The 14065-nt window shown below is 68.0% G+C and carries 14 protein-coding genes; 5 read left to right on the top strand and 9 right to left on the bottom strand.

Annotation, left to right across the window (positions count from 1 at the left end; genetic code table 11):
- The first annotated feature begins 55 nt into the window (after window positions 1–55).
- The gene (trxB, locus tag ACFY0K_RS30870) at window positions 56–1024 is read left to right on the top strand and encodes a thioredoxin-disulfide reductase (protein ID WP_390642564.1); all 969 of its coding nucleotides are present in this window, start codon (window positions 56–58) and stop codon (window positions 1022–1024) included.
- Between the two features lie 47 nt (window positions 1025–1071).
- On the top strand, window positions 1072–1404 hold the full coding sequence (trxA, locus tag ACFY0K_RS30865) for a thioredoxin (RefSeq protein ID WP_093500841.1): 333 nt from the start codon (window positions 1072–1074) through the stop codon (window positions 1402–1404).
- Between the two features lie 52 nt (window positions 1405–1456).
- On the opposite strand, the gene ACFY0K_RS30860 is transcribed toward trxA, so the two are convergent.
- The 9 genes from ACFY0K_RS30860 to rpmH all read right to left on the bottom strand — a co-directional run bounded on the left by ACFY0K_RS30860 (window position 1457) and on the right by rpmH (window position 8490).
- Window positions 1457–2074 carry a GNAT family N-acetyltransferase gene (locus tag ACFY0K_RS30860; protein ID WP_390642563.1) on the bottom strand — a complete coding sequence of 206 codons (618 nt, stop codon included), beginning with the start codon at window positions 2072–2074 and terminating at the stop codon, window positions 1457–1459.
- Window positions 2075–2405: 331 nt separating this feature from the next.
- Entirely contained in the window at window positions 2406–3527 is a 1122-nt protein-coding gene (locus ACFY0K_RS30855) for a ParB/RepB/Spo0J family partition protein (RefSeq protein WP_390642562.1), read from the bottom strand.
- Window positions 3524–4597 carry a ParA family protein gene (locus ACFY0K_RS30850; protein WP_093508184.1) on the bottom strand — a complete coding sequence of 358 codons (1074 nt, stop codon included), beginning with the start codon at window positions 4595–4597 and terminating at the stop codon, window positions 3524–3526. Before ACFY0K_RS30850 ends, ACFY0K_RS30855 begins: the two co-directional genes overlap by 4 nt.
- Window positions 4598–4895: 298 nt before the next feature.
- Window positions 4896–5612, bottom strand: a complete 717-nt coding sequence (rsmG, locus tag ACFY0K_RS30845) for a 16S rRNA (guanine(527)-N(7))-methyltransferase RsmG (RefSeq protein WP_351956821.1) — start codon at window positions 5610–5612, stop codon at window positions 4896–4898.
- A gap of 116 nt (window positions 5613–5728) precedes the next feature.
- Complete coding sequence (locus ACFY0K_RS30840) at window positions 5729–6241, bottom strand: R3H domain-containing nucleic acid-binding protein (RefSeq protein WP_294009301.1); 513 nt, start codon at window positions 6239–6241, stop codon at window positions 5729–5731.
- A gap of 15 nt (window positions 6242–6256) precedes the next feature.
- Complete coding sequence (gene yidC, locus ACFY0K_RS30835; protein ID WP_390642561.1) at window positions 6257–7594, bottom strand: membrane protein insertase YidC; 1338 nt, start codon at window positions 7592–7594, stop codon at window positions 6257–6259.
- 3 nt (window positions 7595–7597) lie between these two features.
- On the bottom strand, window positions 7598–7963 hold the full coding sequence (yidD, locus tag ACFY0K_RS30830; RefSeq protein WP_294011403.1) for a membrane protein insertion efficiency factor YidD: 366 nt from the start codon (window positions 7961–7963) through the stop codon (window positions 7598–7600).
- On the bottom strand, window positions 7960–8331 hold the full coding sequence (rnpA, locus tag ACFY0K_RS30825) for a ribonuclease P protein component (protein ID WP_352355774.1): 372 nt from the start codon (window positions 8329–8331) through the stop codon (window positions 7960–7962). The genes yidD and rnpA overlap by 4 nt, the downstream gene beginning before the upstream one ends.
- Before the next feature lie 21 nt (window positions 8332–8352).
- On the bottom strand, window positions 8353–8490 hold the full coding sequence (rpmH, locus tag ACFY0K_RS30820) for a 50S ribosomal protein L34 (protein ID WP_015659252.1): 138 nt from the start codon (window positions 8488–8490) through the stop codon (window positions 8353–8355).
- Between the two features lie 373 nt (window positions 8491–8863).
- Between rpmH and dnaA the strand changes: the two genes are divergently transcribed.
- From dnaA to gnd, 3 genes are all read left to right on the top strand, one after another.
- On the top strand, window positions 8864–10819 hold the full coding sequence (dnaA, locus tag ACFY0K_RS30815) for a chromosomal replication initiator protein DnaA (protein ID WP_390642560.1): 1956 nt from the start codon (window positions 8864–8866) through the stop codon (window positions 10817–10819).
- A gap of 968 nt (window positions 10820–11787) precedes the next feature.
- Window positions 11788–12918: a DNA polymerase III subunit beta gene (gene dnaN / locus ACFY0K_RS30810; RefSeq protein WP_365695064.1), complete on the top strand. Its 1131-nt coding sequence runs from the start codon at window positions 11788–11790 to the stop codon at window positions 12916–12918.
- Window positions 12919–13106: 188 nt separating this feature from the next.
- A complete protein-coding gene (gene gnd, locus ACFY0K_RS30805; RefSeq protein ID WP_382725191.1) occupies window positions 13107–13982 on the top strand; it encodes a phosphogluconate dehydrogenase (NAD(+)-dependent, decarboxylating) in 876 nt (291 codons plus the stop codon).
- Window positions 13983–14065 lie beyond the last annotated feature (83 nt).

The following is a 14065-nucleotide window of genomic DNA, read 5'->3' as shown; positions in this document are numbered from 1 at the left end:
TTCTGAGGAGTTCCCACCGGTCGAATGACGTAGACCAGAGACGAGGAATCAAGCCGTGAGCGACGTCCGTAACGTGATCATCATCGGCTCCGGGCCCGCCGGCTACACGGCGGCGCTCTACACCGCGCGCGCGTCGCTGAAGCCCCTGGTGTTCGAGGGGGCCGTCACCGCGGGCGGTGCCCTCATGAACACCACCGACGTGGAGAACTTCCCGGGCTTCCGCGACGGCATCATGGGCCCCGAGCTCATGGACAACATGCGGGCCCAGGCCGAGCGCTTCGGCGCCGAGCTGATTCCGGACGATGTCGTCTCCGTCGACCTGACCGGTGAGATCAAGACCGTCACCGACACCGCCGGCACAGTCCACAAGGCGAAGGCCGTCATCGTCACCACCGGCTCCCAGCACCGTAAGCTCGGTCTGCCGAACGAGGACGCCCTCTCCGGACGCGGCGTCTCGTGGTGTGCCACGTGTGACGGGTTCTTCTTCAAGGACCAGGACATCGCCGTGATCGGCGGCGGCGACACCGCGATGGAGGAGGCCACCTTCCTCTCCCGGTTCGCCAAGTCCGTGACGATCGTCCACCGCCGGGACACCCTGCGCGCCTCCAAGGCGATGCAGGAGCGCGCCTTCGCCGACCCGAAGATCAAGTTCGCCTGGGACAGCGAGATCGCCGAGGTGCAGGGCGACCAGAAGCTGGCCGGTCTGAAGCTGCGCAACGTCAAGACCGGCGAGCTCTCCGACCTGCCCGTGACCGGTCTGTTCATCGCGATCGGCCACGACCCGCGCACCGAGCTCTTCAAGGGCCAGCTGGACCTCGACGAGGAGGGCTACCTCAAGGTTGCCTCCCCCTCGACGCACACCAACGTGACGGGTGTCTTCGCCGCCGGTGACGTGGTGGACCACACCTACCGTCAGGCGATCACCGCGGCCGGTACCGGATGTTCCGCCGCTCTCGACGCCGAGCGTTTCCTCGCCGCCCTCGCGGACGAGGAGAAGGCCGAGCCCGAGAAGACCTCCGTCTGATCTTTCCCCCTTCCGCCCCACCGCACGATCAAGTAAAGGAGCCCGCCGTGGCCGGCACCCTGAAGGCAGTAACCGACGCGACGTTCGACGAGGACGTGCTCAAGAGCGACAAGCCCGTCCTGGTGGACTTCTGGGCCGAGTGGTGCGGCCCGTGCCGCCAGATCGCCCCGTCGCTTGAGGCGATCGCCGCCGAGCACGGCGAGAAGATCGAGATCGTCAAGCTGAACATCGACGAGAACCCGGACACGGCGGCCAAGTACGGCGTCATGTCGATCCCGACCCTGAACGTCTACCAGGGTGGCGAGGTCGCCAAGACCATCGTCGGTGCCAAGCCGAAGGCAGCGCTCCTCCGCGACCTCGAGGACTTCATCGCCGAGTGATGTTTCACGTGAAACACGAATGGGCCAACCCCCAGGGGTTGGCCCATTTGCTTTAGAGCGGCCGTAGCGCCGGTTCCTTCTGTACGGCCCCCAGAAGCCTGTCGAGCGCCAGCTCCACGTCTTCCTTCCAGGAGAGAGTCGTCCGCAGCTCCAGCCGCAGCCGGGGGTGCGAGGGGTGCTGTCGGACCGTCTTGAAGCCGACAGCCAGCAGGTGCTCGGCAGGGAGCAGACAGGCCGCTTCCTTGTAGCGGGCGTCACCGAACGCCTCGATCGCCTTGAAGCCCCGCCGGAGCAGATCCTTGGCGACCGTCTGCACCATCACGCGCCCGAGCCCCTGCCCCTGATAGCCGGGCATGATGAAGCCGGTCATCAGCTGCACGGCATCGGGTGACAAAGGGCTCGTGGGGAACGCCGAGGAGCGCGGGACGTAGGCGGGCGGAGCGTAGAGCACAAAGCCCACCGGCACGTCGTCGACATAGACCACTCGGCCGCACGATCCCCAGTCGAGCAGGACGGCGGAGATCCAGGATTCCTTTTCCAGCGCGGCTGTACCCGCTCTCACCGCTGCTTCGCTGCTGACGGGGTCCAGTTCCCAGAAGACACACGAGCGACAGCGCTGGGGAAGGTCCTGAAGGTTGTCCAGCGTGAGCGGTACGAGCCGACGCCCCATGAAGGCTGTTCCTCGCTTCCTTCGCCCGCGGCGTCGCGAGCGGCTGTCAGAGCACTGCGTTCCCTGAGCAGACTGCCGACGAATCCGACGGTCGCGCCCAGTCCCAGACCCGCGCTCACCAGTCCGGTGCGGCTCATCGATCGCATGGCCCCCGCCTCTCTCAGAGGTGCTGCCAGCTGCCAGGTAGATGCGCCATACCGAACGCATCGTATCCACACAGCGTTTCCATCGATAGCGCCAGAAAGCAAAGAGCGGACCGTGTCCAGCACATCGGACACGATCCGCTCTTTGGGCGACAGGGCGCCGGCCGGGCGGGAGACACCCGGGACGATCAGTCCTCGGACTCCTCGGGGGCCGAGGAATCGCCGTCGTGGAGGCCTTGGTGCAGAACCGGTCCTTCGCCCGGGGCGAGGGTGCCGAGGATCCGCTCAAGGTCTTCCATGGAGGCGAACTCGACGGTGATCTTTCCCTTCTTCTGGCCCAGGTCGACCTTCACCCGCGTCTCGAAGCGGTCCGAGAGCCGGGTCGCGAGGTCGGTCAGCGCCGGGGAGACCCGAGCGCCGGCCCGCGGTCCCTTGGCGCGTGTCGCCGTTTGAGGCCGCGAGCCCATGAGGGTCACGATCTCCTCGACGGCCCGTACCGAGAGGCCCTCGGCGACGATCCGGTGGGCCAGCCGGTCCTGCTCCTCCGAGTCGTCGACGGAGAGCAGCGCCCGGGCGTGCCCGGCCGACAGGACTCCGGCGGCCACCCGGCGCTGGACCGCCGGGGAGAGCTTCAGCAGGCGCAGGGTGTTGGAGACCTGCGGGCGGGAGCGACCGATACGGTCGGCCAGCTGGTCATGCGTGCAGTTGAAGTCCTTCAGCAGCTGGTCGTAGGCGGCGGCCTCTTCCAGCGGGTTCAGCTGAGCGCGGTGCAGGTTCTCCAGCAACGCGTCCAGGAGGAGCTTCTCGTCGTCCGTCGCCCGGACGATCGCCGGGATGGCCTCCAGGCCGGCCTCACGGCAGGCCCGCCAGCGTCGCTCGCCCATGATGAGCTCGTAGCGGGAAGGGCCCAGCTGCCGTACGACGACGGGCTGGAGAAGGCCGACCTCCTGGATGGAGGTGACCAGCTCCTGCAGAGCGTCCTCGTCGAAGACCTCACGCGGCTGACGCGGGTTCGGCGTGATGTCGTCGAGGGGGATCTCCGCGAAGTGGGCGCCCATCGGAGGAGCAGGCGTCTCCGCACCTCCCCCTCCGTCCCCGAACACCGAGGGCTCCTCGGTTTCATGTGAAACAGCCGGCAGTGTCGTCACCTTGGCCGCGGCGACGCCGCGGTCGGTCGTCAGCACCGGAGCCGCAGCGGGAGATGGAACTGCCGCTCCCCCCACGGCCGTCTGAGCCGGGGTCTTCTCAGTCGGGGCAGCTGGGATCAGTGCACCGAGACCACGACCCAGCCCCCTCCGTCGCTCGCTCACTGGATCCCCTCCACCATGCTCGGGTTGGTCTGAGCGCCGATATGGGCCTGCGTCGGGTCGTAGCTGACCCCGACGCCCTTCAGCGCGATTTCTCGGGCCGCCTCAAGGTACGAGAGGGCACCGCTCGATCCAGGATCGTATGTCAGTACCGTCTGCCCGTAGCTCGGCGCCTCGGAGATACGGACCGAGCGGGGAATGCTCGTCCGCAGCACCTCGTCGCCGAAGTGGCTGCGCACCTCGTCCGCGACCTGGGAGGCGAGACGCGTCCGGCCGTCGTACATGGTGAGCAGGATGGTCGACACGTGCAGGTTGGGGTTCAGGTGCCCCCGCACCAGGTCGACGTTCCGCAGCAGCTGGCCCAGGCCCTCCAGCGCGTAGTACTCGCACTGGATCGGGATGAGCACCTCGGCCCCCGCGACGAGCGCGTTGACCGTCAGCAGGCCGAGCGAGGGCGGGCAGTCGATGAGGATGTAGTCCAAGGGCTGCTCATACGCCTGGATCGCCCGCTGCAGCCGGCTCTCCCGCGCCACCAGGGACACCAGCTCGATCTCCGCACCGGCGAGATCGATCGTGGCGGGGGCGCAGAAGAGACCTTCGACGTCCACCACCGGCTGGACGACCTCGGCCAGCGGCTTGCTCTCGACCAACACATCGTAGATGGACGGGACTTCGGCGTGATGGTCGATCCCCAGCGCAGTGGACGCATTGCCCTGTGGGTCGAGGTCGATCACCAGGACGCGGCCGCCGTGCAGGGCCAGGGACGCGGCAAGGTTGACGGTGGTCGTCGTCTTGCCCACGCCGCCCTTCTGGTTGGCGACCACGATGACTCTGGTCTGCTCCGGGCGTGGCAGTCCTTCGCCGGCGCGGCCCAGAGCCTCCACCGCGAGTTGGGCAGCACGACCGATGGGAGTGTCGTCCATCGGAGGCGGTGTTTCACGTGAAACATCCGCCCCCATCGACTCGGTACGGGGACCGGGGACCGGATCGGTCATCGGTCCCGCGATGTTGGCGTCGGACCGCAAGGATTCACTCTCCTCGACTTCAGGCTCGCAATGAACAGAGCCTCCCATGTCTTCGGGGTCGTGAACCAGTGAGGCCTGTTGTTCTGTGGAGAAATCCACCTCTGTGGACAACTCCGTGCCCCTCAAGGGGGACGGAGTGTCACCAGAGGCCCCCTCTCCAAGGGCTCCGAGAGATTTTCGGTCGCGTGGATCGGCCGCAGCGCGGGTCCGACCGATGATGCCGTGCAGCAGAGAGCGACGTTTCACGTGAAACACGATGCACAGCGAGCAGTACCAAAAAGCCGCGACACTCCGTCATGCGTAGGTTTGGCAGCTTGTGTGGAGTACGTCTGGTCGTCAGGACGGATCAGCGGCGCCTACGTGCCCTCCCCGTCCGGGCCGCCTTAGCCCGCTTGGCCGCGAAGCGCACACCGCCCGGGCTCTCCCCGACCTCCACACGGACGACCGTGGACAGCGGATCCACCACGCCCTCACCCACATGCAGGATGGACGTGGACACCGCCCCGAGCTTGGTCAGCGCGGTGGCCGCGGCCTTCAGCTCCTCCTCCGCCGTGTCTCCCTTGAGGGCGAGCATCTCGCCGTAGGGGCGCAGCAGGGGGACGCCCCAGGTGGCCAGCCGGTCCAGCGGGGCCACGGCACGGGCCGTCACCACGTGCACCGGGGGCAGCTTCCCCATGACCTCCTCGGCGCGGCCGCGCACCACGGTGACATGGTCCAGGCCGAGCAGCTCGACGACCTCGGTCAGGAAGTTGGTCCGGCGCAGCAGAGGTTCCAGCAGGGTGATGTTGAGGTCCTCCCGGACCAGCGCCAGCGGAATGCCAGGCAGACCGGCTCCGGAACCCACGTCGCACACCGTCACCCCCTCGGGGACGGCCTCCGAGAGGACCGCGCAGTTCAGCAGGTGCCGCTCCCACAGACGGGGCACTTCCCGTGGGCCGATCAGACCACGCTGCACGCCTGCCTCAGCGAGCAGCTCCGCGTAGCGGACCGCATCGGCGAAGCGCTCGCCGAACACTTCCCGCGCCTGTTCGGGCGCCGGGGGGAGCTCCGCAGCCTCCGTCACGGGGACCGTCCTTCCGTACCGCGCCGGCGCTCCGCGCACCGGCCATCAGAACTACCAGGCTGACAAAGTTCGGCCCCGCCTGCTCAACAGACGGGGCCGGTAATGCGGGGGACCGCTCAGGCGGGCAGCACGACGACGAACCGCTGCGGCTCCTCGCCCTCAGACTCGCTGCGCAGCCCGGCGGACTTGACCGCGTCGTGCACGACCTTGCGCTCGAACGGGGTCATCGGCTTGAGCTTCACGGGCTCACCGGTGCTCTTCACCTCGGCGGCGGCCTTGGCACCCAGCTCGGAGAGCTCGGCGCGCTTCTTGGCACGGTAGCCCGCGATGTCGAGCATCAGCCGGCTGCGGTCACCGGTCTCCCGGTGCACGGCCAGGCGGGTCAGCTCCTGGAGCGCCTCCAGCACCTCGCCGTCGCGGCCGACCAGCTTCTGCAGGTCGCGGCCGCCCGAGTCGCTGATGATCGACACGGAGGCGCGGTCTGCCTCGACATCCATGTCGATGTCGCCGTCGAGGTCGGCGATGTCCAGCAGACCTTCGAGGTAGTCCGCCGCGATCTCGCCCTCCTGCTCCAGGCGGGTCAGGGTGTCTGCACCCTCGGCAGCGGCGGAGGTGGTGCCTTCCGTCACGGGATGGGCTCCTTCTTACTTCTTGGACGGGGACTTGGGGCGCTGCGGACCGCCCTTGCGTTGACCGGACTGGGCCCTGCTACGGCCGTTGGAGCCGCTCTTCGGGGCCTGCTTGGCGGCCGGCTTGGCGTCCTGCGGCTCGTCGGACTTCTCCAGCGAGGTCGTCTTGCCCTCCGAAGCCGACGGGCCCGAGGAGGCCGACGCGTCCGAGTCAACCGACGCGTCCGAGGCAACCGAGGTGGAGTCGCCGGCCGCCTTCGCCGCGCCGGACTGCCGCTGGGCCTTGGTCTGGCGCTTGGGCTGCTGGCGCCTGGCGGCGCCGGTGGTCGTGACGCCGTCCTCGGTCTGCGCGACGGCCTGAGCCTCGCCCTTCACCACGGTGCCGTCGGCCTGGGCCACGAGGCCGGCCTTGGTCAGCGCGTTGATGAACGAACGCTCGAACTCGTTGCGGTCCCGGCCCTTGGCGACGATCGCCTTGACGATGGTCTTCTCGCTGCGCCGACGGGTCTTGCCGTGGTGCGTGACGTGCTTGGTGAGGCGCTCCAGGTAGGCGGCCTGAGCCTTGGAACCCGGGGTCGGGTTGTTGCGGATGACGTACATCTGCTGGCCCATGGTCCACACGTTGGTGGTCAGCCAGTAGACGAGGACACCGACCGGGAAGTTGATGCCGAAGACCGCGAACATGACCGGGAAGACGTACATCAGCATCTTCTGCTGCTGCATGAACGGTGTCTTCACCGTGGTGTCGACGTTCTTCGTCATCAGCTGGCGCTGCGTGTAGAACTGCGACGCCGACATCAGGACGATCATGACCGCGGTGACGACCCGGACGTCCGTGAGGGAGGCACCGAGCGCCTCCACCTTCGAGGAACCGTCCGTGAACTTCGCGGCGAGCGGTGCCCCGAAGATGTGGGCCTTACGGGCGCTGTTGAGCAGCGACTCGTTGATGACGCCGATCGTCGAGCCCGTCGCGATGCCGTTGAGCACGTGGTACAGGGCGAAGAAGAACGGGGACTGCGCCAGGATGGGAAGGCACGAGGAGAGCGGGTTGGTACCCGACTCCTTGTACAGCTTCATCATCTCTTCGGACTGACGCTGCTTGTCGTTCTTGTAGCGCTCCTGGATCTTCTTCATCTCGGGCTGGAGCGTCTGCATGGCCCGGGTCGCCTTGATCTGCTTCACGAAGAGCGGGATCAGGCAGATGCGGATCAGGATCACCAGGGACACGATGGACAAGCCCCAGGCCCAGCCCGTGTCGGGACCGAAGATCTTCCCGTACACCGAGTGGAACTGGACGATGACCCATGAGACGGGTGTCGTGATGAAGCTGAACAGGCTGGCAATCGTGTCCACTAATCATGCTCCTTGGGCATGGGACGAAGTCTCTGCGGCCGGGCTCGAAGGAAGCTCGGAGGGAGTCTTCTCCTCGGTGGCCGGTTCGGCGGCGGAGGGCCCGCCCCTGCGTGCACGCCAGGCGTCACGCAGCATTTCGTGCCACCGCGGGCGCTTGCGCGGCGGAACATGGTCCACACCGCCGAGCGACCACGGATTGCACCGCAGGATGCGCCAGGCCGTGAGTGCCGTGCCCTTGATCGCACCGTGCCGGTCGATGGCCGTGTAGCCGTAGTGGGAACACGACGGGTAGTACTTGCACACCGGCCCCAGCAGCGGACTGATCGTCCACTGGTACAGCTTGATCAGAGCCAGTAGCGGGTACTTCATCGCGCGCCCCCTCCCAGCAGCCGCTCGATGGCGGCATCCAGGTCTCGGGCCAGCTGTGCATGGTCGGCGTCGCCCGCTCCGGGCAGCGCTCGTACGACTACCAGGCTACCGGGGGGGAACAGGGCGACTCGCTCACGCATCAGATGGCGCAGTCTGCGCTTCACTGTGTTGCGCACAACGGCACCACCCACGGCCTTGCTCACGACGAAACCCGCACGCGTCGGGGGAGCGCTCTCCCCAGGCGCGTGCGGGTCCGTGGCACCGCTACGAAGGTGGACGACGAGGGTCGGGCGACCTGCCCGGCGCCCCCGTCGTACCGCGGTCGCGAAGTCCTCGCGCCGCCTCAGCCGATGCTCGGTAGGCAGCACGACGTCATGACCTGATCGGGATCAGGCGGACAGGCTGGCGCGACCCTTGGCACGACGGTTCGCGAGAATCGCGCGGCCGGCACGGGTACGCATCCGCAGACGGAAGCCGTGGGTCTTCGCGCGACGACGGTTGTTCGGCTGGAAGGTGCGCTTGCTCACTCGGGGGCTCCAGAAATCAATCGGTGGTGGCGGGTGCCGTCCTGGCTGTCACCGTGCGCCCACGAGTAGCTCGCATCACGCCCGAGTGCACCGCTTCCCGATCACCTTCAGCGATCTGTGCCCATCGGAGGCAGGCGGCAGCAGCCATCGACAACTCGACCTGGTTACGGTACGCGGGGCTACGCCATTCGGTCAAACCAGCAGTGACCGAGAGACACTATCCACAGGCTGGGGACAACAACTTGAACCGCACCCGCCACGCTGACTACCGTGGCTGAACTCCGATTCGTTCCTTTATCCCCGCCCGACCTGATATTCATCCCGACCCGTCCTCGAACCACACGTTCGTGGGACCTGTGAGAGAGCGTGCCCTGTGGCTGACGTACCTGCCGATCTTGCCGCAGTGTGGCCACGAGTACTGGAGCAGCTCCTCGGCGAGGGCCGCGGACAGGGTGTGGAGGCGAAGGACGAGCACTGGATCAGGCGCTGCCAGCCGCTCGCGCTGGTGGCGGACACCGCTCTCCTCGCCGTACCGAACGAATTCGCGAAGAACGTACTGGAGGGCCGTCTCGCACCGATCGTCAGCGAGACCCTGAGCCGCGAGTGCGGGCGCCCGATCCGGATCGCGATCACCGTGGACGAGTCCGCGGGCGAGCCCCCGGCCCCGCCGGCACCCCCCGTGCAGAAGCAGCGCTACGACGAGCCCGAGCCCCCGTCGTCACAGTACGACGGCGGATACGGCCGGCACCGCGCCGAACAGCTGCCGGACCAGGGCGGCCGTGACCAGCTGCCCACCGCCCGCCCCGCCTACCCCTCGGAGTACCAGCGCCCCGAGCCGGGCGCCTGGCCGCGCCCCGGTCAGGACGAGTACAGCTGGCAGCAACCGCGGCTGGGCTTTCCGGAGCGCGACCCCTATGCCTCGCCGTCCCAGGACGGGTACCGCTCGGACGGCTACGGCGGCCAGGACGCGTACGCCCAGGAGTACCGCCCACAGCAGCCGCTGGACCGGCCTCCATACGAGCAGCAGCGTGCGGAGTACGAGCCGCCGCGCCCCGACTACGACCGCCCCGACTACGAGCGGCCCACCCACGACCGCTCCGAATACGACCGGCCCACCCACGACCGGTCCGACTACGACCGGGACTCCGGGCGCCGCGAGCTGCCCGAGCCCTCCGGCGGGCCGGGCCAGGGGCACCGCGGCGGTCCCGGACGGCCGGACCTGCCGGCCATGCCGAGTGCCGGCGGTCCCGGGCCGCTGGGCGCGAAGCCCGCGCCGGCCGGCGGCCCCGGTGAGCCGACCGCCCGCCTGAACCCGAAGTACCTCTTCGACACGTTCGTCATCGGCGCCTCCAACCGCTTCGCGCACGCGGCCGCGGTCGCCGTCGCCGAGGCGCCCGCGAAGGCGTACAACCCCCTCTTCATCTACGGGGAGTCGGGACTCGGCAAGACGCACCTGCTGCACGCGATCGGGCACTACGCGCGGAGCCTCTACCCGGGCACGCGCGTGCGGTACGTGAGCTCGGAGGAGTTCACCAACGAGTTCATCAACTCCATCCGCGACGGCAAGGGCGACAGCTTCCGCAAGCGCTACCGCGAGATGGACATCCTGCTCGTCGACGACATCCAGTTCCTCGCGGACAAGGAGTCGACGCAGGAGGAGTTCTTCCACACCTTCAACACGCTCCACAACGCGAACAAGCAGATCGTGCTCTCCAGCGACCGGCCGCCCAAGCAGCTCGTCACGCTGGAGGACCGGCTGCGGAACCGGTTCGAGTGGGGCCTGATCACCGACGTCCAGCCGCCGGAACTGGAGACGCGGATCGCGATCCTCCGCAAGAAGGCGGTCCAGGAGCAGCTGAACGCCCCGCCGGAGGTGCTGGAGTTCATCGCCTCCCGCATCTCGCGCAACATCCGTGAGCTGGAGGGCGCGCTGATCCGGGTGACGGCGTTCGCGTCGCTCAACCGGCAGCCGGTCGATCTCGGGCTGACCGAGATCGTGCTGAAGGACCTGATCCCCGGCGGGCAGGACTCCACTCCGGAGATCAGCGCGACGGCGATCATGGCGGCGACCGCGGACTACTTCGGGCTCACCGTCGAGGACCTGTGCGGAAGCTCGCGCGGCCGGCAGCTGGTCACGGCGCGGCAGATCGCCATGTACCTGTGCCGGGAGCTGACGGATCTGTCCCTGCCGAAGATCGGGGCGCAGTTCGGGAACCGGGACCACACGACCGTGATGCACGCCGACCGGAAGATCCGGGCGCTGATGGCGGAGCGGCGGTCGATCTACAACCAGGTCACCGAGCTGACCAACCGCATCAAGAACGGCTAGCGGTTCGGCCGACGGTTCCACGGCGTTCAGGGCGCCCTTGGGAGAGATCCCGGGGCGCCTTTTCGCGTTCTGGGGTGGCTCGGGAAGTGGTCTGCCGCGGGCCCGGAGGGGGCTTGTCGCGCAGTTCTCCGCGCCCCTGACGGCGCGCGTGCCCTGAACGGGGTGGCAAGCAGACGCCCCCCGCTGTTCGATTAACAGCCTGGTTACGGGCGTCCTCCACAGATTTGCCGGCTTTCTTGCGTCCACACCCTGGGGACTGTGAAGTTGTCCCGAGGGTCGTCCACAGGCTGGGGGTTGAAACCGCATCACGGCAGCTCAGGTGGCTGTGGAATCGTGGACAACGGATCTCCACAGACTGTGGACGAAGGAAAGATCCACAGGCTGTGTACGAAGTTGTCCACCGGTCGCCCACAGGGTGAGGGGCGGTTGTCCCCAGCGATCCCCGGCTTCTCCACACCGCTGTCCACTGTTCGGCAACGCGACGCGCCTGCTCACCGGGTCGAGTGAAAGGCGTCACACAAAGGTGCCGGGATGGGCTGTGGGAAAGGTGGGTAAAGCTGGGGACGGCGCTGGGGAGAAGTCCCCCCGGGCTGTGCACGGCGTGTGCAGAACTTTCCGTTCTCCACAGCGACACCCAGTTGTCCACCGGGTCCGCCCACAGGGGCAGTGGACAAAATCTCGGCCCTGAGCTGGGCAAACGAGGTTATCCACGGTATCCACAGCCCCTACTACTACTGACAACTAGAGAGAGCTGGGAATCCGTTTCGAAGAGGGCCCTGTGCACAACTCGCTCTCCGGCCTCTGACCGCGCCTCGTCACGACTTGACCGCGAGAGGCACCAGCTGTCAGTGCGGTGCGTCAGACTGGTCCCCGGTGTTCTTCCCCTCCCCGGGGCCGGCGACACCGGGACAGACGACGAAGACGCAGCAGGGCGAGAAGCCCCGGCGACAGCAGGAGGCGGGCTTACGGTGAAGATCCGGGTGGAACGCGACGTACTCGCGGAGGCAGTGGCGTGGGCGGCACGCAGCCTCCCGGCCCGTCCGCCGGCGCCGGTCCTCGCCGGCCTGCTGCTGAAGGCCGAGGACGGCCAGCTGAGCCTGTCCAGCTTCGACTACGAGGTCTCCGCGCGGGTCAGTGTCGAGACCGAGGTCGAGGAGGAGGGCACGGTCCTCGTCTCCGGCCGGCTGCTCGCCGACATCTGCCGCGCGCTCCCCAACCGGCCGGTGGAGATTTCCACAGACGGTGTACGGGCCACGGTGGTCTGTGGATCGTCCCGGTTCACGCTGCACACCCTGCCGGTGGAGGAGTACCCGTCCCTGCCGCAGATGCCGAACGCGACGGGCACGGTCCCCGGCGAGGTCTTCGCCTCCGCGGTCTCCCAGGTGGCCATCGCCGCCGGACGTGACGACACGCTGCCGGTGCTGACCGGTGTGCGCATCGAGATCGAGGGCGACACGGTCACCCTGGCCTCCACCGACCGCTACCGCTTCGCGGTCCGCGAGTTCCTGTGGAAGCCGGAGAACCCGGAGGCCTCCGCGGTCGCCCTGGTGCCCGCCAAGACCCTCCTGGACACCGCCAAGGCCCTCACGAGCGGCGACAGCGTCATCCTGGCCCTGTCCGGCTCCGGCGCGGGCGAGGGGCTCATCGGTTTCGAGGGCGCCGGCCGTCGTACCACCACGCGGCTGCTCGAAGGCGACCTGCCGAAGTACCGGTCGCTGTTCCCGACCGAGTTCAACTCCGTGGCCGTGATCGAGACCGCCCCCTTCGTGGAGGCCGTCAAGCGTGTCGCCCTGGTCGCCGAGCGGAACACCCCGGTGCGGCTCAGCTTCGAGCAGGGCGTGCTGATCCTGGAGGCCGGTTCCAGCGACGACGCACAGGCTGTGGAGCGGGTCGACGCGCAGCTGGAGGGCGACGACGTCTCCATCGCCTTCAACCCGACCTTCCTGCTCGACGGCCTGAGCGCCATCGACTCGCCGGTGGCCCAGCTGTCGTTCACGACCTCCACGAAGCCCGCGCTGCTGAGCGGCAAGCCCGCGCTCGACGCGGAGTCGGACGACGCGTACAAGTACCTGATCATGCCGGTGCGGCTCAGCGGCTGACCAGCGGCCGAGTTGTCCACAGCTGTGCACGGTGCCGGGTGTCCCTTGTGGGTATCCGGCATCGACGTCCGGTGGGTTTCCCCAGGTGAGCGGCTATGCCCACAACTGTGCGCAAAGGGCCGGGATTAGGCTCGGACGCGGGCACGAACGTGCCTCTCCTGCCACACCGCAACCTAAGGAACCAACTGATGGAGCTCGGTCTCGTCGGCCTCGGCAAGATGGGCGGCAACATGCGCGAGCGGATCCGCCGCGCGGGCCACACCGTCGTCGGATACGACCGCAACCCGGACCTCGCCGATGTCCACAGCCTGGAAGAGCTTGTGGGCAAGCTCAGCGGGCCGCGCGTGGTGTGGGTGATGGTCCCGGCCGGGGCGCCGACCCAGTCCACGATCGACGAGCTGGCCGAGCTCCTGGAGCCCGGTGACGTGGTCGTCGACGGCGGCAACTCCCGCTGGACGGACGACGAGAGGCACGCCGAGGAGCTGGCGGCCAAGGGCATCGGGTTCGTCGACTGCGGCGTCTCCGGCGGTGTCTGGGGCCTGGAGAACGGCTACGCCCTGATGTACGGCGGCGACGCCGAGCACGTCGAGACGGTCCGGCCGGTCTTCGACGCGCTCAAGCCCGAGGGCGACTTCGGTTCGGTGCACGCCGGCAAGGTCGGCGCGGGCCACTTCGCGAAGATGGTCCACAACGGCATCGAGTACGCGATGATGCAGGCCTACGCCGAGGGCTGGGAACTCCTGGAGAAGGTCGACTCCGTCACGGACGTGCGCGAGGTCTTCCGCTCCTGGCAGGAAGGGACGGTCATCCGTTCCTGGCTGCTCGACCTCGCGGTGAACGCCCTCGACGAGGACGAGCACCTGGACCGGCTGAAGGGTTATGCACAGGACTCCGGCGAGGGCCGGTGGACTGTGGAAGCCGCCATAGACAACGCGGTGCCGCTGCCCGCGATCACCGCCTCGCTGTTCGCGCGGTTCGCCTCCCGGCAGGACGACTCGCCGCAGATGAAGATGATCGCCGCGCTGCGCAACCAGTTCGGCGGCCACGCGGTGGAGGCGAAGTAGCACCGCAGCAGAGCCAGAAGAGCCAGCAGAACCGAGAAGCAGTACCGAGCAGAGACGAAGCAGCAGGTCACGGGGAGGTCGGC

Source organism: Streptomyces sp. NPDC001507 (genome assembly GCF_042894765.1).
Classification (GTDB): domain Bacteria; phylum Actinomycetota; class Actinomycetes; order Streptomycetales; family Streptomycetaceae; genus Streptomyces.
Note: the sequence above shows the minus strand (reverse complement) of the source record. Positions and strands in the feature narration are given on the sequence as shown.